This is a genomic window from Microbacterium galbinum (assembly GCF_023091225.1).
GTDB classification, from domain to species: Bacteria; Actinomycetota; Actinomycetes; order Actinomycetales; family Microbacteriaceae; genus Microbacterium; species Microbacterium galbinum.
On record NZ_JAHWXM010000001.1, the window covers coordinates 474,519 to 500,781 of the forward strand.

A 26,263-nucleotide genomic window follows, 5' to 3' on the forward strand; every position below is an offset into this window, starting at 1 on the left:
CATGTCCCTCGCGCTCCACAGCACCCTCACCGGCGTGCTCACCAGCATCCCGAGCCCGCCCGAGCGAAACTTCGTGTTCCTCGGTCTCTCGATTCACTACTACGCGCTGTGCATCATCGCGGGGATCATCGTCGCCACGCTGCTGACCAACCACCGCCTCACCAAGCGCGGAGCGGAGCCGTGGGTCGTCATCGACATCTCGATCCTCGCGGTCCCGCTCGCCATCATCGGTGCGCGGATCTTCCACGTCGCCACCCACCCGAACGACTACTTCGGCGAGGGCATCAACACGTGGAACCCGTTCCAGCCCGGATCCGTCTGGGCGATCTGGGAGGGTGGCATCGCCATCTTCGGCGCCCTCATCGGCGGTGCAGTCGGTGCGTACCTCGGCTGCAAGTGGACCGGCATCCGGTTCTGGACCTTCGCCGACGCTCTCGCACCGGGACTGCTCCTCGCGCAGGCGATGGGCCGCTTCGGCAATTGGTTCAACCACGAGCTCTTCGGCCTCCCGACCGATCTGCCCTGGGGACTCGAGATCGAGTCGACGAACAGCGCCTTCCCGCCCGGACTCCCGGAGGGCACGCTCTTCCACCCGACCTTCCTCTACGAGGTCATCTGGAACGGCCTGGGCGTCATCGTGCTGCTGTGGCTCGGTCGCAAGCTGTTCTTCCAGTGGGGCCGCCTCTTCGCGATCTACCTCATCTGGTACAGCGCAGGACGCGTCGTCTGGGAGTCGATCCGCATCGACCCGAGCGAGATCATCCTCGGCCTGCGAAGCAACGTCGCAGCCGCGATCCTCGGCATCATCGTGGGTCTCGTGATCCTCGTCGTGCAGACGCGTCGCCACCCCGGACTCGAGCCGTCGCCGTACGTACCCGGCCGGTCGCGGAAGGACCAGGACGACGCTGATGTACAATCGCAGGACAATCCCTCTGACTTCGTCGACGTGAGCGAGCCTCCGGCAGACGACGTCACCGCAGGAGCTACCGCCACAAGCACCGCTCCCACGAGCGAGAACGGCTCCCGATAGCCGCCACCTCGTGGCGCGAGAGAACCATTGCACTGAACGAGCGGGCCAACGTCGTCCCCGGTGTCACTTGAATATCTGAGGACGGTAACTGGTGTACTTCCAGCCCCCTTACGGCGCCTCCGGCGCTTATCCCCCGAAGCAGGGCATGTACAACCCGGCGTTCGAGAAGGATGCCTGCGGCCTGGCCATGGTCGCGACGCTGCGCGGCTACGCCGGGCACGACATCATCGCGCTCGCGCTCGAGGCGCTGCGCAACCTCGAGCACCGCGGTGCGATCGGCTCGGATGCCGGCACCGGTGACGGAGCGGGCATCCTGACCCAGATGCCGGATGCGTTCCTCCGCGCGGTCACCGACTTCGACCTACCGCCGGTGGGGGAGTACGCCGCGGGGCTCGCGTTCCTGCCCCGCGATTCCAGCGATCGCCGCCAGCAGAAGGCCGGCATCGAGAAGATCGCCCGCGCCGAGGGACTGCGCGTCCTCGGCTGGCGCGAGGTCCCCACGGTCAACGAGCACCTCGGCAAGCTGGCCGACGAGGCCCGTCCCGCCTTCGAGCAGCTCTTCGTGAGCGCCGGGGGAACGACCCACGCGCATGCGCCCCTCACGGACATCGCGCTCGACCGAGTCGCCTACCGGCTCCGCAAGCGGGCAGGCCATGAGCTCGGCGCCTACTTCGTGTCGCTGTCGAGCCGCACGCTCGGCTACAAGGGCATGGTCACGACACTCCAGCTCGAGCCGTTCTACCCGGATCTCCAGGACGAGCGCTTCGCCTCCGAGCTCGCGGTCGTGCACTCCCGCTACTCGACCAACACCTTCCCGTCGTGGCCGCTCGCGCAGCCGCTGCGCATGCTCGCCCACAACGGCGAGATCAACACCGTCGGCGGCAACCGCAACTGGATGCGCGCCCGTCAGTCGCAGCTCGAGTCCGAACTGCTCGGCGACGTGCGCCCCCTGCTGCCGATCTGCACCGACGGCGCCAGCGACTCCGCCTCCTTCGACGAGGTACTGGAGCTGCTCACGCTGACCGGCCGCAGCCTGCCGCACGCCATCATGATGATGGTTCCCGAGGCGTACGAGAAGCAGACCGACATCACGCCGGAGCTGCGCGCCTTCTACGAGTACCACTCGAACCAGATGGAGCCGTGGGACGGCCCTGCCGCACTCATCTTCACGGACGGCACGCTCGTCGGCGCGACGCTCGACCGCAACGGTCTGCGTCCGGGGCGCTGGACGGAGACCACCGACGGTCTCATCGTCATCGGCTCCGAGACCGGCGTCCTCACCTTCGAGCCGGAGCGCATCAAGCGCCGCGGTCGCCTGCGCCCGGGGAAGATGTTCCTCGTCGACACCGCGCAGCGCCGGATCGTCGAGGACGAGGAGATCAAGCGCGACCTCTCCACTCAGCAGCCGTGGCAGGAGTGGCTCGACGCGGGTTCCGTGCGTCTGGCCGAACTGCCCGAGCGCGAGCACATCGTGCACCCGCCGGCATCCATCACGCGCCGCCAGCGCACGTTCGGCTACACCGAGGAGGAGGTCCGCATCCTCCTGACCCCGATGGGCCAGAACGGCGCGGAGCCGCTCGGTGCCATGGGCTCCGACACGCCCATCGCCGTGCTCAGCAAGCGTCCTCGTCTGCTGTTCGACTACTTCACGCAGCAGTTCGCCCAGGTGACGAACCCGCCGCTGGACTCGATCCGTGAAGAGGTCGTCACGAGCCTCAAGCTCGGACTCGGCCCCGAGAGCAACCTGCTCTCGTGGGGCCCCGAGCACACCCGCACCGTGTCGCTCGACTTCCCGGTCATCGACAACGACGAGCTCGCCAAGATCCGTCACATCGACAAGGCGCTGCCCGACCGCTCGAGCGTCACCATCCGCGGTCTCTACCACTTCGACGCCGGACCCCAGACGCTCACCGATCGTCTCGATGAGATGTGCGCAGAGGTCGATGCGGCGATCGAGGCGGGCGCGGAGTTCATCATCCTGTCGGATCGCGACTCGAATAAGGATCTCGTGCCGATCCCGTCGCTGCTGATGGTCGCGGCGGTGCATCACCACCTCATCCGTCGCGAGAACCGCATGAAGGTCGGCCTGATCGTCGAGGCCGGAGACGTGCGCGAGGTCCATCACGTGGCCACGCTCATCGGGTACGGCGCGTCCGCCGTGAACCCCTACCTGGCGATGGAGACGGTCGAGCACCTCGTGCGCACCGGTTACATCACCGGCATCTCGCCGGAGAAGGCCGTCCGCAACCTGATCTACGCGCTCGGCAAGGGCGTGCTCAAGATCATGTCGAAGATGGGCATCTCCACGGTGTCGTCGTATGCCGGCGCGCAGGTGTTCGAGGCCGTCGGCCTCAGCCAGGAGTTCATCGACGCCTACTTCACCCGCACCGAGTCGAAGCTCGGCGGGATCGGCATCGACGAGGTCTTCGCCGAGAACCAGGCCCGTCACGACTACGCCTATCCTGAGGATGCCGCGGCCCGTGCGCACGAGCGCCTGTGGACCGGCGGCGAGTACCAGTGGCGTCGCGACGGCTCGCCCCACCTCTTCAGCCCGGAGACGGTGTTCAAGCTGCAGCACTCCACGCGCACCCGCCGCTACGACATCTTCCGCGAGTACACCAAGCTCGTCGACGACCAGGCGGCGGAGCTCAAGACCCTGCGCGGTCTGTTCACGTTGCGCGCCGGAACCCGCAAGCCGGTTCCGCTCGATGAGGTGGAACCCGTCTCCGCCATCGTCAAGCGCTTCTCGACCGGAGCGATGAGCTACGGCTCCATCTCCCAGGAGGCGCACGAGACGCTGGCGATCGCGATGAACCGCATCGGCGGCAAGTCGAACACCGGTGAGGGCGGTGAGGACTCCGAGCGTCTGCTCGACCCGGAGCGCCGCAGCGCGATCAAGCAAGTGGCCTCGGGTCGCTTCGGCGTGACGAGCCAGTACCTCACCGAGTCCGACGACATCCAGATCAAGCTCGCGCAGGGCGCCAAGCCCGGCGAGGGCGGTCAGCTGCCGCCGCAGAAGGTGTACCCCTGGGTGGCGCGCACACGCGGCGGCACCCCGGGTGTCGGCCTCATCTCGCCGCCACCGCACCACGACATCTACTCGATCGAGGACCTCAAGCAGCTCATCTTCGATCTGAAGAGGGCCAACCCCGAGGCGCGCATCCACACGAAGCTGGTCAGCCAGTCGGGCATCGGCGCGGTCTCGGCCGGCGTCGCGAAGGCGCTCAGCGACGTTATCCTCGTCTCCGGCCACGACGGGGGAACGGGTGCCAGCCCGCTGAACTCCCTCAAGCACGCCGGAACGCCGTGGGAGCTCGGTCTCGCCGAGACCCAGCAGACCCTCATGCTCAACGGCATGCGCGACCGCGTGGTCGTGCAGGTCGACGGGCAGCTGAAGACCGGTCGTGACGTCATCATCGGCGCGCTGCTCGGCGCCGAGGAGTTCGGTTTCGCGACCGCGCCCCTCGTCGTCAGCGGCTGCATCATGATGCGCGTCTGCCACCTCGACACCTGCCCCGTCGGCGTCGCCACGCAGAACCCGGCGCTGCGCGAGCGGTTCACCGGAAAGCCCGAGTTCGTCGTGAACTTCATGGAGTTCATCGCCGAAGAGGTGCGTGAGCTGCTCGCAGAGCTCGGATTCCGCTCGATCGACGAGATCGTGGGACGCGCCGAGCTGCTTGAGACGAACGCGGCCATCGAGCACTGGAAGACCGACGGCCTCGATCTGACCCCTGTGCTTGAAGGACCGGTCTTCCCGGCCGGCGAGCCGCGTCGCAGCGGACGGACGCAGGACCACGAGCTGGAGAAGCACTTCGACGTGCAGCTCATCGACATCGCGAAGAACGCCCTCCTCAACGGAGAGCCCGTCGTCGTGGAGCTGCCCATCGCCAACACCGAGCGTGCGGTCGGCACGATGCTGGGCCACCAGGTCACGGCGCGTCACGGCGCGGCCGGGCTGCCCCGCGGCACGATCGACGTCACTCTGCACGGCACCGCCGGGCAGTCGCTCGGCGCCTTCATGCCGCAGGGCATCGTGCTGCGGCTCGAGGGCGACGCGAACGACTACGTCGGCAAGGGCCTCTCCGGTGGCGACATCACGATCCGGCCGCCCCGCGGCTCGCAGATCGCGCCGCAGGAGAACGTGATCGCCGGCAACGTCATCGGCTACGGAGCGACCGCTGGCACGATGTTCATCTCGGGCGTCGTGGGCGAGCGCTTCCTCGTCCGGAACTCCGGTGCCACCGCCGTCGTCGAGGGCGTGGGCGACCACGCGCTCGAGTACATGACCGGTGGTCTGGCCGTCATCCTGGGCTCGACGGGCCGCAACTTCGGCGCCGGTATGTCCGGGGGAGTGGCGTACGTGCACGCGCTCGACACCGCCAAGATCAACGCGCAGTCCCTCGGCAGCGGCGAGCTGCTCCTCGAGCCGCTCGATCGCGCCGATCTCGAGGTGCTGCGCAGTCTCCTCGTCGAGCACGTCGAACGCACTGCGTCGCCGCTCGGCACCGAACTCCTCGACCGCTTCGCCGAGGTCTCGGCGGAGTTCGTCAAGGTCCTCCCGCGTGATTTCGCCGCCGTGCGCAGCATGCGCGAGGAGGCAGTGGCCGAGGGGATCGACCCCGACGGCGACATCGTCTGGAACCGCATCCTGGAGGTGACCGGTGGCTGATCCCAAAGGCTTTCTGAAGGTAACCGAGCGCGAGCTCCCCGCTCGCCGTCCGGTTCCCGTCCGCATCATGGACTGGAAAGAGGTCTACGAGCCGGGCGACAAGGCGGTGCTCCGGCGCCAGGCAGGCCGATGCATGGACTGCGGCGTGCCGTTCTGCCATTCGGGTTGCCCGCTGGGCAACCTGATCCCGGAGTGGAACGACCTGACGTGGCGCGGAGAAGGTCGCGCGGCGATCGACCGCCTGCACGCGACGAACAACTTCCCGGAGTTCACGGGCCGTCTGTGCCCGGCGCCCTGCGAGAGCTCCTGCGTGCTGGGCATCAACCAGCCCGCCGTGACGATCAAGCAGATCGAGGTCTCGATCATCGACGAGGCCTTCTCCCAGGGATGGGTCGAGGCGCAGCCTCCGGAGCGCCTGACCGGCAAGACCGTCGCGGTCGTCGGTTCCGGCCCGGCCGGACTCGCCGCCGCGCAGCAGCTCACGCGCGCCGGGCACACCGTCGCCGTCTTCGAGCGCGACGATCGCATCGGCGGCCTGCTCCGCTACGGCATCCCGGATTTCAAGATGGAGAAGGGGCAGCTCGAGTCGCGCCTGCGCCAGATGCAGGAGGAGGGCACCCGCTTCCGTGCGGGCGTCGAGATCGGCAAGGACATCTCGTGGGCCGACCTGCGCGCCCGGTACGACGCGGTCGTCATCGCCACCGGTTCGACGGTTCCCCGCGACCTGTCGATCCCGGGCCGCGACCTCGACGGCGTGCACTTCGCCATGGAGTACCTCGTCGAGTCGAACCATGCCGTCGCCGGAGACACGGTCACCGACCAGATCTCGGCCGAGGGCAAGCACGTCATCGTCATCGGCGGTGGAGACACCGGAGCCGACTGCATCGGCACCGCGCACCGCCAGGGTGCGCTGAGCGTGACCAACCTCGCGATCGGCAAGCAGCCGGGCGAGACGCGCCCCGACCACCAGCCGTGGCCGATGATGCCGACCGTGTTCGAGGTCTCCTCCGCCCACGAGGAGGGCGGGGAGCGCGTGTTCCTCGCGTCGACCGTGGAGTTCCTCTCGAACGAGGTCGGAGAGGTGCGCGCGCTGCGCGTCGCCGAGACCGAGTACATCGACGGACGCCGCGTGCCCAAGAGCGGCACGGAGCGCGAGATCCCCGCGGACCTCGTGCTGATCGCCATGGGCTTCACCGGTCCCGAGACCGACGGCTTCACAGAGGACACCCGTCCGCAGCTCACCGATCGCGGTGCCTTCCGGCGCGACGCGACCTACGAGTCGACCGTCCCGGGCGTGTTCGTCGCGGGTGATGCCGGACGCGGACAGTCGCTCATCGTGTGGGCCATCGCCGAGGGCCGCGCCGCGGCCGCGAGCGTCGACCTGTACCTGATGGGCAGCACCGTTCTGCCGTCTCCCGTTCAGCCGCACGATGTCGCTATCGGCCTTCAGCCCGCGTAGGCTGAGGCCGGCAGTGTCGCCCGAGTTCTATCCCTTTATCCCCTGGAGAATCTGTTGAGACGCGCGAAAATCGTCGCCACCCTGGGCCCCGCAACTTCCACCTATGAGACCGTGCGTGAGCTGATCGACGCCGGTGTGGATGTCGCACGCCTGAACCTCAGCCACGGTGACTACTCCGTGCACGAGAACAACTACGCGAACGTGCGGCGCGCCGCAGAGGACTCGGGACGCGCGGTCGCGATCCTCGTCGACCTGCAGGGGCCGAAGATCCGTCTGGGCAAGTTCGAGGGCGGCCCCTACGAGCTCGCCCAGGGCGACATCTTCAAGATCACGACCGAAGACATCGTCGGCAATAAGGACATCTCCGGCACGACCTTCAAGGGCCTGCCCCAGGACGTCAAGCCGGGAGACTACCTCCTGATCGATGACGGCAAGGTGCGCGTCGAGGTCGTCGAGACCGACGGCGTGACGGTGACCACCAAGGTCGTCGTCGCCGGTGCCGTCTCGAACAACAAGGGCATCAACCTCCCCGGCGTCGCGGTCAACGTTCCGGCGCTGAGCGAGAAGGACGAAGAGGACCTCCGGTGGGGTCTGCGCATCGGCGCCGACCTGATCGCCCTCTCGTTCGTCCGCAACGCGGAGGACGTCACGCGCGTGCACGAGATCATGGCCGAGGAGGGCGTGCGCGTCCCCGTGATCGCCAAGGTCGAGAAGCCGCAGGCGGTCGACGCGCTCGAGGGCATCGTCGACGCGTTCGACGCCATCATGGTCGCCCGCGGCGACCTGGGTGTCGAGCTGCCGCTCGAAGCCGTGCCGATCGTGCAGAAGCGCGCCGTCGAGCTCGCTCGCCGCAACGCGAAGCCCGTCATCGTCGCGACGCAGATGCTCGAGTCGATGATCAACAGCCCGGTTCCGACGCGCGCCGAGACCTCGGACGTCGCCAACGCCGTGCTCGACGGTGCGGATGCCGTCATGCTCTCGGGCGAGACCAGCGTCGGCGACTATCCGGTCGTCACCGTCGAGACCATGGCCCGCATCGTCGAGTCCACCGAAGAGCACGGCCTGGAGCGCATCGCGCCCCTGACGACCAAGCCGCGCACGCAGGGCGGGGCGATCACGCTCGCCGCCCTCGAGGTCGCGGAGTTCGTCGAGGCGAAGTTCCTCTGCGTGTTCACGCAGTCCGGTGACAGCGCTCGTCGCCTGTCGCGCCTGCGTTCGCGCATCCCGATGCTCGCGTTCACGCCGGAGCCCGACATCCGTCGTCGTATGGCGCTGACCTGGGGCATCCAGTCGACGCTCGTCGAGATGGTGCAGCACACCGACCTCATGTACCTCCAGGTCGACGACTACCTGCTCTCCAACGGCCTCGCCGTCGAGGGCGACAAGGTCGTCGTCATCTCCGGGTCCCCTCCCGGAATTGCCGGTTCGACCAACGACATCCGCGTCCACAAGGTCGGAGACGCCGTCAACGGCGCCGCTCCGATCTATAAGGAAGGCGTCTGACCCGAGGGTCGGGAAGGGGCGGGGCTTCGGCTCCGCCCCTTCGTCGTCCGCCACGTCAACCCGGTGACGCACATCGCCTCGCACGGGTAGCGTGCGAACATGGATCTCCGCCGTCGCCGTCTCGTTGTCGACGGAACCGTCTTCGGAGTCGTCACGGGTACGACCCGGCACCACCCGCAGGTCCCGACCGCGCCGGTCCCGACCGTGGTGTTGGTGCACGGCATCGGCATGTCGCACCGGTACCATCGACGCCTTCTGCGGATGCTGTCCGCGGAAGCCCGCGTCGTGGCGGTGGATCTGCCGGGGTTCGGCGGGTTGCCGAAACCCCGAGAGGACGTCGACATCGGTCGGATGGCCCGGCTGCTGATACAGCTCCTCCCGATCGTCTGTGGCGGCCCCGTGATCCTCGTGGGGCACTCGATGGGGGCGCAATGGGCTGCAGAGGTCGCCCACCTCGCGCCGCATCTCGTCCGTTCCCTGGTGCTGATCGGCCCGGTCGCGGACGACGAGCACCGTTCGCTCCCTGCCCAGGCGTTCGCGCTCGCGGTCGACACCGCGGGGGAGAGCCCCGCGACGAACGCCCTCGTCTTCGCGGACTACCTGCGGTGCGGGGTGCCGTGGTACCTCGCACAGGCGCGGCACATGTTGCGGTACGCGCTGGAGGACGTCGTCGGAGGGCTTCTCATGCCGGTGCTGGTGATCCGAGGCCTGAACGATCCCATCGCCGGGTCGGCGTGGTGCCGCCGCCTGCGTGACCGAGCCGTCGTCTCGCATCTCGTCGAGATCCCCGGCGGTCGTCACGTGGTGCATCGCTCGGAACCGCGGGCGGTGTGCTCAGCGATCCTCGACCACGCCGGCGTTGCTCGCGCCCGCGCGCTCGCGAGCGATGACGGGGAGCGATGACGGTCTGCGCGATCCGCAAGGCAGCCTGGTGGGCGGCCGATTACGCCTACGCAGGGTACTGGCAGGCGCGCGCTTTCCTGAGTCGGAGCAGCGCGGAGGCCTACGCCGAGGGGGAGCGTGCACCGTTGGTCATACTCCCCGGTGTCTATGAGACGTGGCGATTCCTGGAGCCGCTGGTCGCTCGACTCAACGACCGAGGGCACAGGGTTCACGTGCTCGAGACGCTGGAGCGCAGCCAGCGTCCGGTCGCAGAGATGGCGGCGCTCGTCGAGGACTATCTGGACGAAAACGATCTGCGTGACGTGATCCTCGTCGCCCATAGCAAAGGGGGACTTGCCGGGAAGATGGTGATGACCGGGCGGGAGGGCGCTCGCGTTCGAGCGATGCTCGCGGTCGCGACGCCGTTCCGCGGTTCGCGCTACGCGAGGCGGATCCCCTCGCGCACCCTGCGCGCGTTTTCGCCCGAGGATCCGGGCATCGTCGCGCTCTCCCGCAGTGTCGATGCGAACGCGCGGATCGTTTCGATCTATGCGGGATTCGACCCGCACATCCCTGAGGGGAGCGAGCTGCCGGGCGCCAAGAACGTCCGACTCGACACCGGAGGGCACTTCCGGATCCTCGCCGATCCGCGGGTCGTCGAGGAACTCGAACTCATGGCGGGATGAGTCGATCTGTCTGTGTGCCGGCGGTGGGACTCGAACCCACACGCCCTTTCGGACAAAGCATTTTGAGTGCTCCGCGTCTGCCATTCCGCCACGCCGGCCCGTGTATCGCGACTACGACTGTAGCGCAGAAGCAGCCGTCCCGACGCCGTGCCGACGCGCACGGCCGTGGCGGAGACGCACTCCAGTAGGATGGGTACGTGACCGAGCAAGAACTGGCTGAACAGCCCACGTCATCCGCACCCCGACGCGTCGTCGTCGCCGAGGACGAATCGCTGATCCGTCTCGACATCGTCGAGATCCTCCGCGACAACGGCTTCGACGTGGTGGGAGAGGCCGGCGACGGCGAGACCGCTGTCGCGCTCGCGACCGAACTGCGTCCCGACCTCGTCATCATGGACGTGAAGATGCCTCAGCTCGACGGCATCAGCGCCGCCGAGAAGCTGCACAAGGGCAACATCGCCCCGGTCGTGCTGCTGACCGCCTTCAGCCAGAAGGAACTCGTCGAGCGCGCGAGCGAGGCCGGCGCTCTGGCCTACGTGGTCAAGCCGTTCACGCCGAACGACCTGCTGCCGGCGATCGAGATCGCACTGGCGCGTCATGAGCAGATCATCACGCTCGAGGCAGAGGTCGCCGACATGGTCGAGCGCTTCGAGACCCGCAAGCTCGTCGATCGCGCCAAGGGCCTGCTGAACGAGAAGATGGGGCTCAGCGAGCCCGAGGCGTTCCGCTGGATCCAGAAGGCGTCGATGGATCGTCGTCTCACGATGCAGGACGTCGCCAAGGCGATCATCGAGCAGCTCGCTCCGAAGAAGTAGTGTTCCGGCTCGACCCCGAGCACACCCTCCGTCCGGTCCGCACGGGTGACGGCGCTGCTCTGGCGCGCGCGTACGCGGCCGATCGTGCCCACCTCGCTCCCTGGGAACCCGCTCGCACAGAGGAGTTCTTCACGGAGGAGTGGCAGGAGCGGGACGTACACCGCACCGTCGCCGAAGCGCAGACGGGACGCAGCATCCGATTCGTGGTGACGGCACCCGACGACCGGATCGTCGGCAGGATGAACCTCAACGGCATCGTGCGCGGGCCGTTCCTCAGCGGGGATCTGGGCTACTGGATCGCCGCGGACTCGACGAGACGCGGACTCGCGACGCGCGCGGTCGCCGCAGTGCTCCGTCACGCGCGCGATTCCCTGGGACTGCACCGCGTGCAGGCGGCGACGCTGCTGCACAACGCCGCCTCCCAGCGGGTACTCGCCGCGAACGGCTTCACCCGCATCGGCATCGCCCCGCGCTATCTGGAGATCGCGGGGGAGTGGCAGGACCACGTCCTCTTCCAGCGGCTGCTGGATGAGGGGATCACCGAGCCTTCGGGGCGTCCTTGATCATGTTGGTGATGCGGATGGTCGAGCAGCGCCGTCCCTGATCGTCGGTCACCACGATCTCGTGCACCGCGATGCTGCGTCCGAGATGGATCGGCGTGCACACCCCGGTCACGATCCCCGAGGTCGCGGAACGCGTGTGCGTGGCGTTGATGTCGACACCGACCGCCAGCCGCCCGGGGCCCGCGTGCAGATTGGCCGCCATCGACCCCAGTGACTCGCCGAGCACCACGTAGGCGCCGCCGTGCAGAAGGCCCACCGGCTGGGTGTTGCCCTCGACCGGCATCGTGCCGACCGAGCGCTCGATGCTGAACTCGGTGAACGCGATGCCCATCTTCTCGGCCAGGGCGCCCATTCCACGGGCCGTGGCCCACTCGAGTCCTTCGCTCGTCGCGACGTCGCTCATGCATCCTCCTCAGCGCGTGTCCGTGGTCCTCGTTAGGCTGACAGGGTGACGGACTCCGCAAAGCCTACCCTCATGGTCGTCGACGGCCATTCGCTCGCCTATCGCGCCTTCTTCGCGCTGCCGGTCGAGAACTTCACGACCAAGGACAACCAGCACACGAACGCGATCTACGGGTTCCTGTCGATGCTGGTGAACCTGATCAAGGCCGAGCAGCCGACGCACATGGCGATCGCGTTCGACACCTCGCGGCACTCGTTCCGCACCGATGAGTACCCCGAGTACAAGGCGACGCGGTCCGAGACGCCGCAGGAGTTCCGCGGTCAGATCCCGCTGCTGCAGGACTGCCTCGCGGCGATGTCGATCCCGGTGCTCACGAAAGAGGGCATCGAGGCCGATGACATCCTCGCCACCCTGTCGTCGCAGGGTGCGGAGCAGGGCTATCAGGTGCTCGTCGTCTCCGGCGATCGCGACACCATCCAGCTCGTGAACGACGACGTCACGCTGCTGTACCCGTCGGTGCAGGGCGTGTCGCAGCTCAAGCGATACGACCCGGTGACCGTGCAGGAGCGCTACGGCGTACGTCCCGAGCAGTACCCCGACATCGCCGCGCTCGTGGGCGAGACCAGCGACAATCTGCCTGGCGTGCCCAAGGTGGGCGAGAAGACCGCCGTGAAGTGGTTGACACAGTTCGGGTCGCTCGACGATCTGCTCGCTCGTGCCGAGGAGATCAAGGGTGTCGTGGGAGGGAACCTGCGCGATCACATCGACGACGTGCGCCGCAATCGCAAGCTCAACCGTCTGCTCACCGACGTCGAGCTCCCCGTCTCACCCGACGATCTGGCAGTCGCTCCCATCGACGCGCAGGCCGTGCGCGACATCTTCGCGCGCCTCGAGTTCCGCACACTGCTGCCGCGCGTGTTCGAAGCCGTCGGCGCCGGCGAGGTCGCCGAAGACCCGGCCGCGGTGGTCGAGCTGCCGGTTCCGCAGCAGGTGGTGGCTGGCGAACTCGCGACGTGGGCGGAAGCCGTGCAGGGCGAGCTCTCACTCCGTGTGCTCACGCAGAGCGGGCTTCCGGTGCGTCTGGGGGTCGCTTCCGACTCCGAGCTTCGCGAGACCGATTGGACGGATGCCGCGGCCGACGAGCTGCGCTCCTGGCTCGAGTCCGATCGTCCCAAGGTCCTGCACGACGCCAAGGGTCAGCTGAAGGCGCTGAACCGAGCAGGCATCCGCCTCGGCGGCCTCGCGTACGACACGAGCCTCGCCGGCTGGCTCCTGCGACCGAGCTTCCCCGACAAGACTCTCGGCGACCTGGTCGAGCGCTACCTCGGTGAGAAGCTCCCCGAGGCCGACCCGTCTCAGCTCGTGCCCGAGACCGAGGGGGCGACTCCCGCGCAGGAGGCGTGGTTCGCACTGCGCGTCGCGACCGCGCTGCGCGACGACATCCCCGAGTCGGTGGCCGCCGTGCTGACCGACATCGAGCTGCCCACGCTGCTCGCGCTGGCCGACATGGAACTGGCCGGGGTCGCGGTCTCCCACGAGGTGCTGTCGACGTTCTCCGGCGAACTCGCGACCCGCGCCGAGGGCATCGCTCAGGAGGCGTTCGGCATCGTCGGCCGCGAGTTCAACCTCGGCTCGCCCAAGCAACTGCAGGAGGTTCTCTTCGAAGATCTCCAGCTGCCCAAAACGCGCAAGACGAAGACGGGCTACTCGACGGATGCCGCCGTGCTCGCCGACCTGCAGGAGTCGAACCCGCACCCGTTCCTCAACCTGCTGCTGCAGCACCGCGAGGCCACCAAGCTGCGTCAGATCATCGAGTCGCTCGACACGGCGATCGGCGACGACGCGCGCATCCACACGACCTACGTGCAGACCGGAAGCCAGACCGGGCGGCTCTCGAGCACCGACCCGAATCTGCAGAACATCCCGGTGCGCACAGAGGAATCGCGGCGCATCCGCAGCGCGTTCCAGGTCGGCGACGGCTACGAAGCGCTGCTCACGGCCGACTACTCCCAGATCGAGATGCGCATCATGGCGCATCTGTCGGGCGATGAGGGCCTGATCGAAGCCTTCAACAGCGGAGAGGACCTCCACCGGTTCGTCGGCGCTCGGGTGTTCGGGGTCGAGCCGGGCGATGTCACCGCCGCGATGCGCACCAAGGTCAAGGCGATGTCGTACGGCCTGGTCTACGGCCTCTCGGCGTTCGGCCTCTCGAAGCAGCTGCGTATCGAGCAGTCCGAGGCGAAGCAGCTCATGATCGAGTACTTCGCGCGCTTCGGCGCCGTGCGTGACTACCTGCGCGCCTCCGTTCTCGCGGCCAAGGAGGTCGGCTACACCGAGACGATCTTCGGACGCCGTCGCCCGTTCCCCGACCTCGCCAGCCCGAACCGCGTGCTGCGGGAGAACGCCGAGCGCGCGGCGCTGAACGCCCCGATCCAGGGCAGCGCCGCCGACATCATGAAGATCGCGCTGTTCCACATCCACGACGACATCCGCCGCGAAGGGCTCCGCTCGCGGGTGCTGCTGCAGATCCACGACGAGCTCGTGCTCGAGGTCGCCCCGGGGGAGTGGGATGCCGCCGAGCGCATCGTGCGCACGCGCATGGGCGACGCCGCGGATCTGTCGGTGCCGCTCGACGTGCAGGTGGGTCGCGGGCACGACTGGAACGAGGCCGCACACTGACCACGGGCGGCGGCGTCCGAGGATTAGTGTGGATCGCATGACTTCCATCCCGCGCACTCCCACCACCATCGACAAGGTCGCCGAGGACTGGGTCGACACTCTGGTCGAGCTGGCTCCGACGCTCGGCACCTACATCGGGCGCGACGAGGTCAACGACCGCTTCGGCGATCTGAGTCCGGCCGGCCACGAGGCGATCGCAGCGGCCACACGGCAGACGCTCGACGCGCTCACGGCCCTCGAGCCGGTCGACACGATCGACGAGGTCACGAAGGCCGACCTCGGCGCCGAGCTGCGTCTCGAGCTGGAACTGCACGAGGCGAATTGGCATCTGCGCGACCTCAACGTCATCGCTTCGCCGGCGCAGGACGTGCGTTCGGCTTTCGACCTCATGCCCACGGCATCCGCCGACGACTGGTCGGTGATCGCCACGCGCCTCGCCGCGGTGCCCGACGCGCTGCGCGGCTACACCGAGACACTGCGCGAGGGCATCGCGCGCGGAGTGACGCCGGCCCGCCGACAGGTCGTCGAGGTGGCGACCCAGATCGACCGGTACACGGCTGATGACGGCTTCTTCGCCGCTTTCGTGGCCGATGCCACGCCCGAGAGCGGCCAGCTTCCGGCATCCCTCGCGCGCACCCTGGCCGACAACTCGGCCGCCGCCCGCGTCGCATACGGCGAACTGCGACGGTTCCTCGCCGAGGAACTCGTGCCCGAGGCCACCGAGGTCGACGCGGTCGGTCGCGAGCTCTACGCGCTCAACTCGCGCCGATTCCTCGGAGCCACGATCGACCTCGACGAGACCTACGAGTGGGGACGCGAGGAACTCGCCCGGATGGTCGCCGAGCAGACGGCGATCGCGAACGAGATCCTGCCGGGATCCACGGTCGAAGAAGCCGTGGCGCATCTCGAGGCCGATCCCGCGCGCAAGCTGGTCGGCACCGATGCGCTGCAGCGCTGGATGCAGGAGACGAGCGACCGCGCCGTCGCCGAACTCGCCGCCTCGCACTTCGACATCCCCGAGGCGATCCGCACGATCGAGTGCATGATCGCGCCGACCCAGGAGGGCGGGATCTACTACACGGGACCCACCGACGACTTCTCGCGCCCCGGACGCATGTGGTGGTCCGTTCCGGAGGGTGTGACGGAGTTCGACACCTGGCGCGAGCTCACCACCGTGTACCACGAGGGTGTGCCGGGGCATCACCTGCAGATCGCGCAGGCCGTCTACAACCGTTCCGAGCTCAACTCCTGGCGCCGTCTGTTCGCCGGCACCTCGGGTCACGCCGAGGGCTGGGCGCTCTACGCCGAGCGCCTGATGGAGCAGCTCGGCTACCTCGACGACCCGGCCGACCGCCTGGGGATGCTCGATGGTCAGCGCATGCGTGCGGCACGTGTCGTGCTCGACATCGGCGTGCACCTCGGTAAGCCGCGTCTCGACGGAACGGGCGTGTGGGATGCCGACTACGCGCTCGAGTTCATGCGCCAGAACGTCAACATGTCCGACCAGTTCGTGCAGTTCGAGGTCAACAGGTACCTGGGCTGGCCGGGGCAGGCTCCGTCGTACAAGGTCGGACAGCGCATCTGGGAGCAGGTGCGCGAGGCCGTTCAGCAGCAGGAGGGCGAGGACTTCTCGTTCAAGGCATTCCACAAGCGTGCGCTCGACATCGGAGGCGTCGGTCTCGACACCCTGCGTGGTGTGCTGCTTCCGCGATGACGGGAATGTCCGATGCTCCGGCGATGTTCATTCACCTGAATAGGAAGGCATGACATGAGCATCGAATTCGGACTGGACACGTTCGGCGACATCACCCGCGACGCCGAGGGCACCCTCCTCAGCGGCGCCCAGACGATCCGCAACGTCATCGCGCAGGCAGAGATGGCGGATGCCGTGGGCGTCGACTTCTTCGGGGTGGGGGAGCACCACCGCAAGGAGTTCGCGGTGTCGGCTCCCGAGATGGTGCTCTCGGCGATCGCCGCGCGCACCGAGAACATCCGCCTCGGCACGGCGGTCACGGTTCTGTCGTCCGACGACCCCGTGCGCGTGTTCGAGCGGTTCTCGACCCTCGATGCCGTGTCGAACGGTCGCGCGGAGGTCGTGCTCGGTCGCGGCTCGTTCATCGAGTCCTTCCCGCTGTTCGGTTTCGACCTCCGCGACTATGACGCACTGTTCGAGCAGAAGCTCGAGCTTTTCGTCGAGCTCCTGAAGGAGCAGCCGGTGACCTGGTCCGGGTCCATGCGCGCGTCGCTCGAGAACGCGGATGTGTTCCCGAAGACGGAGAGGGGTCTGCGGACCTGGGTGGGCGTGGGCGGCAGCCCGGAGTCCGTGGTGCGCGTCGCACGCCACGGACTCGGTCTCATGCTCGCCATCATCGGCGGTCCTGCCGCGCGATTCCGGCCGTTCGTCGATCTGTATCACCGCTCGGTCGACTCCTTCGGAACGACGAAGCACCCGATCGCCGTTCATTCGCCCGGCCACATCGCCGACACCGATGCGGAGGCATGGGACGCCGCGTACTCGGGCTTCGAGGCGATGAACAACACGATCGGCAAGGAACGCGGCTGGCCCGCATACAGCCGTGCCCGCTTCCAGAACGACATCGGGCCGGAGGGGGCGATCTACGCCGGTTCGCCCGACCGGGTGGCCGCGAAGATCGCCGACACGATCACCACCCTCGGGCTGGGCCGATTCGACCTGAAGTACGCCACCGGAACGCTCTCGCACGAGGCGATGATGCGCAGCATCGAGCTCTACGGCAGCGAGGTCATCCCGCGCGTGCGCGCTCTGCTCGACAAGCGCGCCTGATCGGGCCTGCGGGATCGGTACGGGGTCCGGTCCCGCAGGAATAGGCTTGTCCGATGGCAGACGTGCGTTTCGTGGCGATCGGGGACTCCTTCACCGAGGGGGTCGGCGATGTTCTTCCCGACGGCCGAGAGCGCGGGTGGGCCGACATCGCCGCCCAGGGGTGGGCCGATGCGGCGGGGCATCCGATCCAGTACGCGAATCTCGCGATCCGCGGCAAACTCGCGTGGCCGATCGTCGAGCAGCAGCTCGAACCCGCTCTGGCGCTGCGCCCCACGCATCTGTCGTTCAACGGCGGGGGCAACGACATGCTCCGACCGCGCACCGACCTCGAGCACATCGCCGACGCGTTCAGCCGCGTTCTCCGCCGATGCGACGAGGAGGGCGTCACGATGATCCTGCTCTCCGGCGCGAACCCCAGTGGACAGCTTCCGATGGGGTCCCTGATCCAGCGCCGCGGAGATCAGCTCTCCGAGGCGGTGCTGCGACGCGTCGCCGATCGCCCCGACGTGGTGCGCGCCCTGAACTGGCCCGATCGGGAACTCGCGCAGAGCGCGTACTGGTCCGAGGACCGCCTGCACATGAATGCCGCGGGCCATCATCGGGTCGCAGCGCGCGTGCTGCATGCGCTGGGGTACGAACCGCCCGAGACCTGGTGGGCACCGAGCGAGCGCGGGGGAGCGGGACCGAGCGGGCTCGCCTATTACCGACAGCACGTCGGCCCCTGGGTCCGGCGTCGGGTCACGCGCACGTCGTCGGGCGATGGCCGGACCGCGAAGTACCCGGTGTGGACCGAGCGGACTCCGGGGTGACGAGCGACATCGAACTGCGCCGCATTCCCGGCGGTTCGATCGTGCTGCAGGATGCGCGCACGAAGACGCAGCGTCCGGTGGATCTCGAGTCCTTCGAGATCGGTGTCTACCCGGTGACCCAGGAGCAGATGGCCGAGGTGCTGGACGCGGCCGCTCCGCATCCCCGCCGACCGGCGACCGACATCAGCTGGCTGCGGGCCGTGCACTTCTGCAACGCGCTCTCGGAGTGGGAAGGGCTCGAGCACGCCTATCTGTTCGACGGGGAGGGCGTCAGCTGGGACGTCTCGTCCGAGGGGTTCCGGCTGCCCACGGAGGCGGAGTGGGAGTTCGCGTGCCGGGCGGGGTCCGTCGGCCCCCACTACGCGCCGCTCGCGGATGCCGCCTGGACAGCCGCCGATGGCGTGACGACCCCGCAACCGGTCGGCGGCAAGATCCCGAACCTGTACGGCCTGTTCGACACCCTCGGCAACGTGTGGGAGTGGTGCTGGGACCTGCTCGACCCCGCACGCTACGACGAGTACCGCACGTTCCGCGGGGGCGGCTTCGCCGACGACGCCTGGAGTGTGCGCGCCTCGGTCCGCCGCGGCGGAGCCCCTCGGATGCATCACCCCGATGTGGGGATGCGCGTCGCGCGCGGCGGCTTCGATGGCGACGGAGCTGCGCAGGGCTGGTCCGACGCGGTCGACCGCGAACGGGCGCTGCAGGACGGCACCTCGCCGTCGGGATGGACGCCACGAAAGCGGTGACGGGGACGGTTTTGGCCCTCATCCGCGCCGCGTGGGAGAGTGGGAGGGTGCCTGCAGCGTTCTCTCTCATCGTCTCCCAGGGCCGCGTGGCCGACCACACGCACGGCGCACTCGTGGGCGCACGTCGCGTCGGCGATGCACTGTCTACGCTGCTCCGGACCCCTGCGACGACGATCGGCACGCCGAGTCCCTCCCGCACCGACGACTGGAGCACGGCTCTTCCCGAAGCGAACGACACGCTGCACGGCCTGCGGGACGCGGTCGCCGGCGCCATCGACGCCGGGACCGTCCCGCTGCTCGCGACCAACACGTGCGCCGCGAGCCTCGGCACACTCCCGACCGTCGCGGAGCGGCACCCGGATGCCGTCGTGCTCTGGATCGATGCGCACGGCGACTTCAACACGCCCGACACGACCGATTCCGGTTATCTCGGCGGCATGGTGCTCGCCGCGGCTTGCGGACTGTGGGACAGCGGACACGGCGCGGGGATCGACCCGACGCAGGTGATCGTCGTCGGCGGCCGTGACATCGATCCGGCCGAAGGCGAACTCCTCGCCGGCGCCGGAGTGCGCGTTCTCGCCCCCGCCGACAGCACGCCCGAGCGCGTTCTCGAGCTCATCGACGGCCGGCCCGTCTGGATCCACGTCGATTGGGACGTGCTCGAGCCGGGATACATCCCCGCTGCCTACCGAGTGGGGGAGGGCATGCTGCCGCACCAGATCGCGGCGATCTTCGCGGCGCTCCCCGCGGGCTCCGTCCGCGGGATCGAACTCGCCGAGTTCGAGGCCGGTGACACCGAGGTACCCGAACACGTGAGCGTCGAGCTCATCCTCGAGACCTTCCTCCCGCTGCTCCGCGCCGTCTGAGGTCGAGCGTTCAGAGGCGACGCGTCTAGCGGCGACGTCTCTCCGGGTCGAGTCCCATCCGGACCCGCGTGCGCTTGCGCTCGATCACGATGAACACGCATCCGATGATCCAGAGCGGGATCGGCGCGAGGAAGGCAATGCGGAACGCGTCGAGAGAATAGGTCTCGGGCGTGCCCGCGCCCTGGAGGTCGAGCAGCAGTCCGATCAGGAAGATCGCGATGAGCGCGGCGATGAAACCTCCCGCGTTCGTGACGCCCGTGGCGGTGCTCAGTCGGTGCGAGGGGTTATGAGTGCGGGCGTGGTCGAAGGCGATCATCGACGCCGGGCCACCAGTCGCGAGAGCGATCGCGAGAACGTAGAGCAACCAGATCGGTGCGGACTCGGGCAATGCGATCACCGCGCACCACGCGATCAGTTGCAGTCCCACCGCGGGGAGCACGAGGGCGAGGGACCGATGGTTCGGGAGTCGGCGTGAGAGGTCTCCGATGATCGGACCGAAGATCATGCCGGCAACGACATATACGGATATGAGTCCCGCGGCATGTGCCGCCGTGAGACCTTGCGCGGCAGTGAGGAACGGCATCCCCCAGAGCAGGATGAACGCCGTACCCGCGAACGGAGTCGTGAAGTGCGACCAGAACGCGAGCCTTGTTCCCGGGTGCGCCCAAGCGGCGCGGATGCCGACACCGGTGTCGATCGCCGAGGTCACCACGCGCACCACTCCGGTGTCGGTGTTCACCGTCACATCGGTGTCCTGCTCGGCGGGGCGGTTGCGGATGACCAGAGCGACGAGGATCGTGAAGAGCACGCCCAGCCCGGCGATACTCCCGAATGTGATCGTCCAGCTCGTGGCGTGCAGGAGAGCGGCCAGAGGGACGAGCGCCACCAGTTGCCCCGCCTGTCCGATGATGCCCGTGAACTGCACCATCACGGGACCGCGTTGGGCGGGGAACCACACCGCGACCAATCGGAGCACCGCGGGGAAGACGGCCGCATCTCCGGCACCCAGCAGCACACGGGCGAAGATCGCGATGCCGATGCTGGGGGAGAAGGCCATCACCAACTGACCCGCCGCCATCAGGAACATCCCGATCGTGATGATCGGACGCGAGCCGTACCGGTCGAGGAGTACACCGATCGGGATCTGCATACCCCCGTACACCGCGAGCTGCACGACCGCGAAGAGCGCGAGGGTCGAGGCATCCGCCTGGAAACGATCGGCCGCGTCGACGCCGACGGCGCCCAACGACGTGCGGTTCGTGATGGCGACGACGTAGGCCGCGACGCCCACCGACCAGATCAGCCAGGCTCGCCACCCGGGGTTCGAGACGGGGGAGAGGGGAGAGTGCGTCACCCTTCCACGCTACTCGCGTCACCGCGGCCTCGACGCAGACGACGGGGCCCGGCGCGCAATCGCTCGCCGGGCCCCGAGGATCTGGGTGCTCAGCCGGCGCAGAGCGTCGCGAGCACCTGCATGGACTCCTGAACATCGGAGGAGAGCGATGTCGCCTCGGCGGCCGCAGACGCGTCCTTGTCAACGAGGACGCGCTTGAGCAAGTCTCGGAGAGAGGCGAGATCGGTACGAAGCGCGGAGACCGCGTTCCCGACTTCCTGGTTACCGATGGACTCCGTAGCCGCCGCGAAGGCGTCAACGGTCTCCGTGATCTTCGTCACCGTGCCTTCCGGGTCAGCCATAGCGGCACTCATATCCAGCCCAGATAGCTCCGAAGCCACTCCAGAGACTTGAGTGCGCACGGATGCACACGCGTCCGCCACCGACTGTGCGGAGTCCCGCTCAACGGGAGCCGAACTCTCGTCGACGGTTGCCTGACCGCTTGAGGACTCGGCAGCGGGCGCGCCCGAGCATCCGGTGATTCCGAGAAGCGCGACGACGACAATGGTCCAGGCTGCGATCTGACGTTTCATCTTCTTCCCCCGTGGAATGAGCGGACGCATCGGCATACGAATGTGAACCGCGAGCCAGTCAACCACACACGTACGGCGCGCGTCCTTCTCCACGACGGGGAGAAGTCGCCATCCCTCGATCCTGGGTTGATCTGACATAATGTGCATTATCGGTTATAACGGAATCCGCTTCGCTAGGCTGATTCCCCATGAACGGCGAACACGTGGAGATCGACTGGTCGGCGGCGCGCGAGGCCAATCGTGAGAACTGGGACGACCGCGTGCCGCTGCACGCGGTGTCGTACGAGCGCGAGTCGTTCGACGACCCCGAGCACCTCAGCGATGTCATCCGCCACGACGTCCCGGTGCTCGAACGTTTCCTGCCCGCACGATCCATCGTCGGGCTCGACGTGTGCCACCTGCAGTGCCACATCGGCACCGACACCGTTTCGCTGGCGCGCGCCGGTGCGCGACGAGTCACCGGCGTCGATTTCTCGGCGCCGGCCCTGGAGACCGCACGAGCCTTCGCCGAGGAGCACGGCGTCGACGCCGAGTGGGTCGAAACCGACGTGCTCGATGCCCGGGCCGCGGTGTCCGGTGACTTCGATGTCGTCTACACGAGCATCGGGACGGTCTGCTGGCTCTCCGATCTGGACCGTTGGGCCCAGCAGATCCAGGAGCTGTTGCGCCCCGGCGGGACGTTCTTCATCCGCGACGGGCATCCTGCGCTGTACGCGCTCGACGAGGACGCGGAGACGCTCACCGCGCGCTATCGGTACTTCGGCGACGGGACGGCGCAGGTCTGGGACGACGCGAGCACCTACGCGGGCGACGGCACCGTGTCGCACACGCGCACCTACGAGTGGCCGCACTCGATCGCCGAGATCCTGGGCGCCCTTCTCGGTGCGGGCCTGCGCATCGTGCACGTCGATGAAGGCCGCACACTCCCCTGGCGATTCAGCCCGCGGATGGTGGAGGTGCCCGGAGGATACGCATGGCCGGAAGCCCAGCGCGATCTGCTCCCCTGCACCTACACGATCATCGCTCGACGGGACTGATATATCGGTTCCGCTCGTCGGGGATCACACCCCGACGTAGGCCGCGAGATGCTCGCCGGTGAGCGTCGAGCGTTCTGCCACGAGATCCGCGGGCGTGCCTTCGAACACCACACGGCCGCCGTCGTGCCCGGCGCCGGGACCGATGTCGAGGATCCAGTCCGCGTGAGCCATCACCGCCTGGTGGTGCTCGATCACGATCACGGTCTTGCCCGACTCGACGAGACGGTCGAGGAGCCCGAGGATCTTCTGCACATCAGCGAGGTGGAGACCGGTCGTCGGCTCATCGAGCACGTAGACGTCGCCCTTCTCCCCCATCTGGATCGCCAGCTTGATGCGCTGACGCTCACCGCCGGACAGGGTCGAGAGCGGCTGTCCGAGCGAGAGATACCCGAGACCGACGTCGTCCAGCCGGCCGAGGATCGCCGTCACCGCGGGGATCTTGGCGTCACCCTCCGAGAAGAACACCCGCGCTTCGGACACCGGCAGGTCGAGCACCTCGGTGATGTCCTTGCCCGCCAGTTTGTACTCGAGAACCGCGGCCTGGAAGCGCTTTCCCCCGCAGTCCTCGCACGGTGTCTCGATCGTGTCCATGAAGCCGAGCTCGGTGATGATGACACCGGCGCCCTTGCAGGTCGGGCACGCACCTTCGGAGTTCGCGCTGAACAGCGCCGGCTTGACGCCATTGGCCTTCGCGAACGCCTTGCGGATCGGCTCGAGCAGCCCGGTGTAGGTGGCGGGATTGCTCCGACGCGAACCCTTGATCGCACCCTGGTCGATCGCCACGACTCCATCGAGTTTCGAGACGGAGCCGTGGATCAGTGAGCTCTTCCCGGAGCCGGCGACACCCGTGACGACCGTCAGGATACCCGTGGGGATATCGACGTCCACGTTCTGGAGGTTGTTCGCGGTCGCACCGCGCACCTCGATCGCCCCGTCCGCCGCGCGCACCGCGTCCTTGAGCACGGCGCGGTCGTCGAGGTGCTCCCCCGTACGCGTCCCGCTGCTCTTGAGCCCGTCGACCGTGCCCTGGAAGCAGATCTCGCCGCCGGCGCTGCCCGCGCCCGGGCCGAGATCGACGACGTGGTCGGCGATCACGATCGTCTCGGGCTTGTGCTCGACCACGAGCACAGTGTTGCCCTTGTCGCGCAGTTTGAGTAGCAGGCCGTTCATCCGCTGGATGTCGTGCGGATGCAGGCCGATCGTCGGCTCGTCGAACACGTAGGTCACGTCGGTCAGCGACGAGCCGAGGTGGCGGAGCATCTTGATGCGCTGCGCCTCTCCCCCGGACAGCGTGCCCGACGGGCGCTCCAGACTCAGATACCCGAGCCCGAGGGTGACGAAGGCGTCGAGGTTCGCGCTCAGGGCTTCGAGCAGCGGTCCCGCGCCCTGGAGGTCGAGCCCGCGCACCCATCCAGCGAGATCCGTGACCTGCATGCGGCAGGCATCCGCGATGCTGATGCCGTCGATCTTCGACGACCGCGCCCCCTCCGTCAGACGGGTCCCATCGCATTCCGGGCACACCGCGAAGGTGGCGACCCTCTCGACGAACGCACGGACGTGCGGCTGCAGGGCATCGAGGTCCTTCGACAGCATCGACTTGGTGATCTTCGGGATCAGTCCCTCGTAGGTCATGTTGATCCCGGCGATCTTGACCTTCGTCACCTCTCCGTAGAGGAACAGCTGGCGCTGCTTCTCGGAGAACTGGGCGATGGGCTTGTCACCGGGATAGAACCCGGACTGCGAGAACCCCTTCACCATCCAGCCGTCCGCCGTGTACCCCGGCACCATGATGGCGCCCTCGTCGAGGGACTTGGACTCGTCGACGATCTGCGCGAGGTCGAGGTCGGACACCGCTCCCCTGCCCTCGCACCGCGGGCACATGCCACCGAGGTAGATCGCGTCCTTCACGATCTTCTTCTCACCGCCGGGGCCGGTCATCACCCCGCTCGCGCGCTGCGTGGGGATGTTGAAGGAGAAGGCGGTCGGTCCGCCGATGTAGGGGGTGCCGAGCTTGCTGAAGAGGATGCGCAGCATCGCGTTCGCATCGGTCACGGTGCCCACCGTCGAGCGCGGGTTCGCCCCCAGACGCTCCTGATCGACGATGATCGCCGTCGTCAGACCTTCGAGCACATCGACGTCCGGCCGTGGAACCGAGGGCATGAACCCCTGGACGAAGGCACTGTAGGTCTCGTCGATCATCCGGCGGGACTCCGCGGCGATGGTGTCGAAGACGAGCGAGCTCTTGCCCGATCCCGAAACGCCGGTGAAGACGCTCAGCCGTCTTTTCGGGATGTCGACGCTGACGTCCTTGAGGTTGTTCTCACGTGCACCCTGAACGCGGATGAGGTCGTGGCTGTCAGCGGGGTGGTCGACGGTGGTCATCGGCATCCTTCGGAGACGAGGCTGATCTCTCAGCCGGCTTGGTTGATACGGAGCAGGTTGCCCGAGGGGTCGCGGAAGGCGCAGTCGCGCACGCCGTACGGCTGATCCATCGGCTCCTGCACGACGTCGGCGCCGCTCTCGACGAGCCGCTCGAAGAGGGCGTCGAGGTCGTCGCTGGCGAGCGTGAGCGCCCCGTAGCTGCCCTTCGCGATGAGCTCGAGCACCGTGCGGCGCTCGTCGTCGGTCAGACCGGGGTCGGTCGCCGGCGGGTGGAGCACGATCGAGGTCTCCGGCTGGTTCGCGGGACCGACGGTGAGCCAGCGCATGCCGTCGTATCCGACGTCGTTGCGCACCTCGAAGCCGAGGGCGTCGCGATAGAAGGCGAGAGCCGCGTCGGCGTCTGTGTGCGGGAGGAAGGCGTAGTGGATGCTGATCTTCATGGTGTTCACGCTAGGTGGGCGTCGCGGGGCGGCGCTTCTCGATTCCTGATCGGCCGGGTGACCTGCTTGGCCTGGAAGACGGGGATCCCGTCGACGTGGGCGGCGCGTTCACGGTACACGCTGGGTGGGACACCCACCAGCTCCGTGAAACGACTGCTGAACGTGCCCAGCGACGAGCAGCCGACTTCGAAGCACACCTCGGTGACCGAACGGTCCCCGCGCCGGAGCAGAGCCATCGCCCGCTCGATCCGGCGCGTCATGAGATACGAGTACGGAGACTCGCCGTAGGTCTCCCGGAACCGGCGGCTGAGGTGCCCGACAGACAGGTGCACCCCGGCAGCGAGAGCCTCCACGTCGAGAGGCTTCGCGTAGTCGCGGTCGATGCGGTCCCGCACCTTACGCATCGACACCAGCTCGCGCAGGCGAGCATCCACGTCGGGAGTCACGTGTAGATCCTGCCATGACGCCCCGCATCGGCGCATGACCCTGCGCGACGTCCCCTCACGAGATGAGCCCCACGGCGAGGATGGACGGCGCTACTCTGAGGTCATCCACACAGGATTCT

At 67.9% G+C, this 26,263-nt stretch carries 21 protein-coding genes and 1 tRNA gene; 15 read left to right on the forward strand and 7 right to left on the reverse strand.

Annotation, left to right across the window (positions count from 1 at the left end; genetic code table 11):
- The first annotated feature begins 1 nt into the window (after position 1).
- From lgt to KZC52_RS02410, 6 genes are all read left to right on the forward strand, one after another.
- Complete coding sequence (gene lgt, locus KZC52_RS02385) at positions 2–1,030, forward strand: prolipoprotein diacylglyceryl transferase (protein ID WP_247622468.1); 1,029 nt, start codon at positions 2–4, stop codon at positions 1,028–1,030.
- A gap of 145 nt (positions 1,031–1,175) precedes the next feature.
- Entirely contained in the window at positions 1,176–5,699 is a 4,524-nt protein-coding gene (gltB, locus tag KZC52_RS02390; protein ID WP_247624691.1) for a glutamate synthase large subunit, read from the forward strand.
- Positions 5,692–7,158 (forward strand): glutamate synthase subunit beta, encoded by a 1,467-nt coding sequence (locus KZC52_RS02395; RefSeq protein WP_247622469.1) that lies wholly within the window; start codon positions 5,692–5,694, stop codon positions 7,156–7,158. Before gltB ends, KZC52_RS02395 begins: the two co-directional genes overlap by 8 nt.
- Before the next feature lie 54 nt (positions 7,159–7,212).
- Positions 7,213–8,661 (forward strand): pyruvate kinase, encoded by a 1,449-nt coding sequence (gene pyk / locus KZC52_RS02400; RefSeq protein WP_247622470.1) that lies wholly within the window; start codon positions 7,213–7,215, stop codon positions 8,659–8,661.
- Between the two features lie 99 nt (positions 8,662–8,760).
- Entirely contained in the window at positions 8,761–9,564 is an 804-nt protein-coding gene (locus tag KZC52_RS02405) for an alpha/beta fold hydrolase (protein WP_247622471.1), read from the forward strand.
- Entirely contained in the window at positions 9,561–10,229 is a 669-nt protein-coding gene (locus KZC52_RS02410; protein WP_247622472.1) for an esterase/lipase family protein, read from the forward strand. The genes KZC52_RS02405 and KZC52_RS02410 overlap by 4 nt, the downstream gene beginning before the upstream one ends.
- Before the next feature lie 15 nt (positions 10,230–10,244).
- Here the strand turns inward: KZC52_RS02410 and KZC52_RS02415 are convergent.
- Positions 10,245–10,327 (reverse strand) — tRNA-Leu (locus KZC52_RS02415).
- A gap of 99 nt (positions 10,328–10,426) precedes the next feature.
- Here KZC52_RS02415 and KZC52_RS02420 point away from each other — a divergent pair.
- Together KZC52_RS02420 and KZC52_RS02425 are read left to right on the forward strand one after the other, a co-directional pair.
- The gene (locus KZC52_RS02420) at positions 10,427–11,044 is read left to right on the forward strand and encodes an ANTAR domain-containing response regulator (protein WP_247622473.1); all 618 of its coding nucleotides are present in this window, start codon (positions 10,427–10,429) and stop codon (positions 11,042–11,044) included.
- Positions 11,044–11,607, forward strand: coding sequence for a GNAT family N-acetyltransferase (locus KZC52_RS02425; RefSeq protein WP_247622474.1), 564 nt, complete (start codon positions 11,044–11,046; stop codon positions 11,605–11,607). The genes KZC52_RS02420 and KZC52_RS02425 overlap by 1 nt, the downstream gene beginning before the upstream one ends.
- Here KZC52_RS02425 and KZC52_RS02430 read toward each other — a convergent pair.
- Complete coding sequence (locus tag KZC52_RS02430) at positions 11,582–12,010, reverse strand: hotdog fold thioesterase (protein ID WP_247622475.1); 429 nt, start codon at positions 12,008–12,010, stop codon at positions 11,582–11,584. The two genes, KZC52_RS02425 and KZC52_RS02430, sit on opposite strands and share 26 nt — an antisense overlap.
- Before the next feature lie 45 nt (positions 12,011–12,055).
- On the opposite strand from KZC52_RS02430, the gene polA reads away from it, so the two are divergent.
- From polA to KZC52_RS02460, 6 genes are read left to right on the forward strand one after another with little or no spacing between them, the layout of a single operon-like run.
- Entirely contained in the window at positions 12,056–14,689 is a 2,634-nt protein-coding gene (polA, locus tag KZC52_RS02435; protein ID WP_247622476.1) for a DNA polymerase I, read from the forward strand.
- Positions 14,690–14,726: 37 nt separating this feature from the next.
- Entirely contained in the window at positions 14,727–16,403 is a 1,677-nt protein-coding gene (locus KZC52_RS02440; protein WP_247622477.1) for a DUF885 domain-containing protein, read from the forward strand.
- A gap of 54 nt (positions 16,404–16,457) precedes the next feature.
- On the forward strand, positions 16,458–17,492 hold the full coding sequence (locus KZC52_RS02445; RefSeq protein ID WP_247622478.1) for an LLM class flavin-dependent oxidoreductase: 1,035 nt from the start codon (positions 16,458–16,460) through the stop codon (positions 17,490–17,492).
- Positions 17,493–17,545: 53 nt separating this feature from the next.
- Positions 17,546–18,301, forward strand: a complete 756-nt coding sequence (locus tag KZC52_RS02450) for an SGNH/GDSL hydrolase family protein (protein ID WP_247622479.1) — start codon at positions 17,546–17,548, stop codon at positions 18,299–18,301.
- A complete protein-coding gene (locus tag KZC52_RS02455; RefSeq protein WP_247622480.1) occupies positions 18,298–19,047 on the forward strand; it encodes a formylglycine-generating enzyme family protein in 750 nt (249 codons plus the stop codon). Before KZC52_RS02450 ends, KZC52_RS02455 begins: the two co-directional genes overlap by 4 nt.
- Positions 19,048–19,094: 47 nt before the next feature.
- Positions 19,095–19,913, forward strand: coding sequence for an arginase family protein (locus tag KZC52_RS02460; RefSeq protein WP_247622481.1), 819 nt, complete (start codon positions 19,095–19,097; stop codon positions 19,911–19,913).
- Positions 19,914–19,938: 25 nt separating this feature from the next.
- Here the strand turns inward: KZC52_RS02460 and KZC52_RS02465 are convergent, their stop codons facing one another.
- Together KZC52_RS02465 and KZC52_RS02470 are read right to left on the reverse strand one after the other, a co-directional pair.
- Positions 19,939–21,267, reverse strand: coding sequence for an MFS transporter (locus KZC52_RS02465; protein ID WP_247622482.1), 1,329 nt, complete (start codon positions 21,265–21,267; stop codon positions 19,939–19,941).
- 89 nt (positions 21,268–21,356) lie between these two features.
- Positions 21,357–21,977: a hypothetical protein gene (locus KZC52_RS02470; RefSeq protein WP_247622483.1), complete on the reverse strand. Its 621-nt coding sequence runs from the start codon at positions 21,975–21,977 to the stop codon at positions 21,357–21,359.
- Positions 21,978–22,027: 50 nt separating this feature from the next.
- On the opposite strand from KZC52_RS02470, the gene KZC52_RS02475 reads away from it, so the two are divergent.
- Positions 22,028–22,876, forward strand: coding sequence for a class I SAM-dependent methyltransferase (locus tag KZC52_RS02475; RefSeq protein ID WP_247622484.1), 849 nt, complete (start codon positions 22,028–22,030; stop codon positions 22,874–22,876).
- 24 nt (positions 22,877–22,900) lie between these two features.
- Here the strand turns inward: KZC52_RS02475 and KZC52_RS02480 are convergent, their stop codons facing one another.
- Genes KZC52_RS02480 through KZC52_RS02490 form a run of 3 tightly spaced genes read right to left on the reverse strand, consistent with a single transcriptional unit; the run spans position 22,901 to position 26,180 of the window.
- A complete protein-coding gene (locus KZC52_RS02480) occupies positions 22,901–25,258 on the reverse strand; it encodes an ATP-binding cassette domain-containing protein (RefSeq protein ID WP_247622485.1) in 2,358 nt (785 codons plus the stop codon).
- A gap of 29 nt (positions 25,259–25,287) precedes the next feature.
- The gene (locus tag KZC52_RS02485) at positions 25,288–25,698 is read right to left on the reverse strand and encodes a VOC family protein (RefSeq protein WP_247622486.1); all 411 of its coding nucleotides are present in this window, start codon (positions 25,696–25,698) and stop codon (positions 25,288–25,290) included.
- A 5-nt stretch (positions 25,699–25,703) separates the two neighbouring features.
- Complete coding sequence (locus KZC52_RS02490; protein WP_247622487.1) at positions 25,704–26,180, reverse strand: helix-turn-helix transcriptional regulator; 477 nt, start codon at positions 26,178–26,180, stop codon at positions 25,704–25,706.
- Positions 26,181–26,263: the final 83 nt, after the last annotated feature.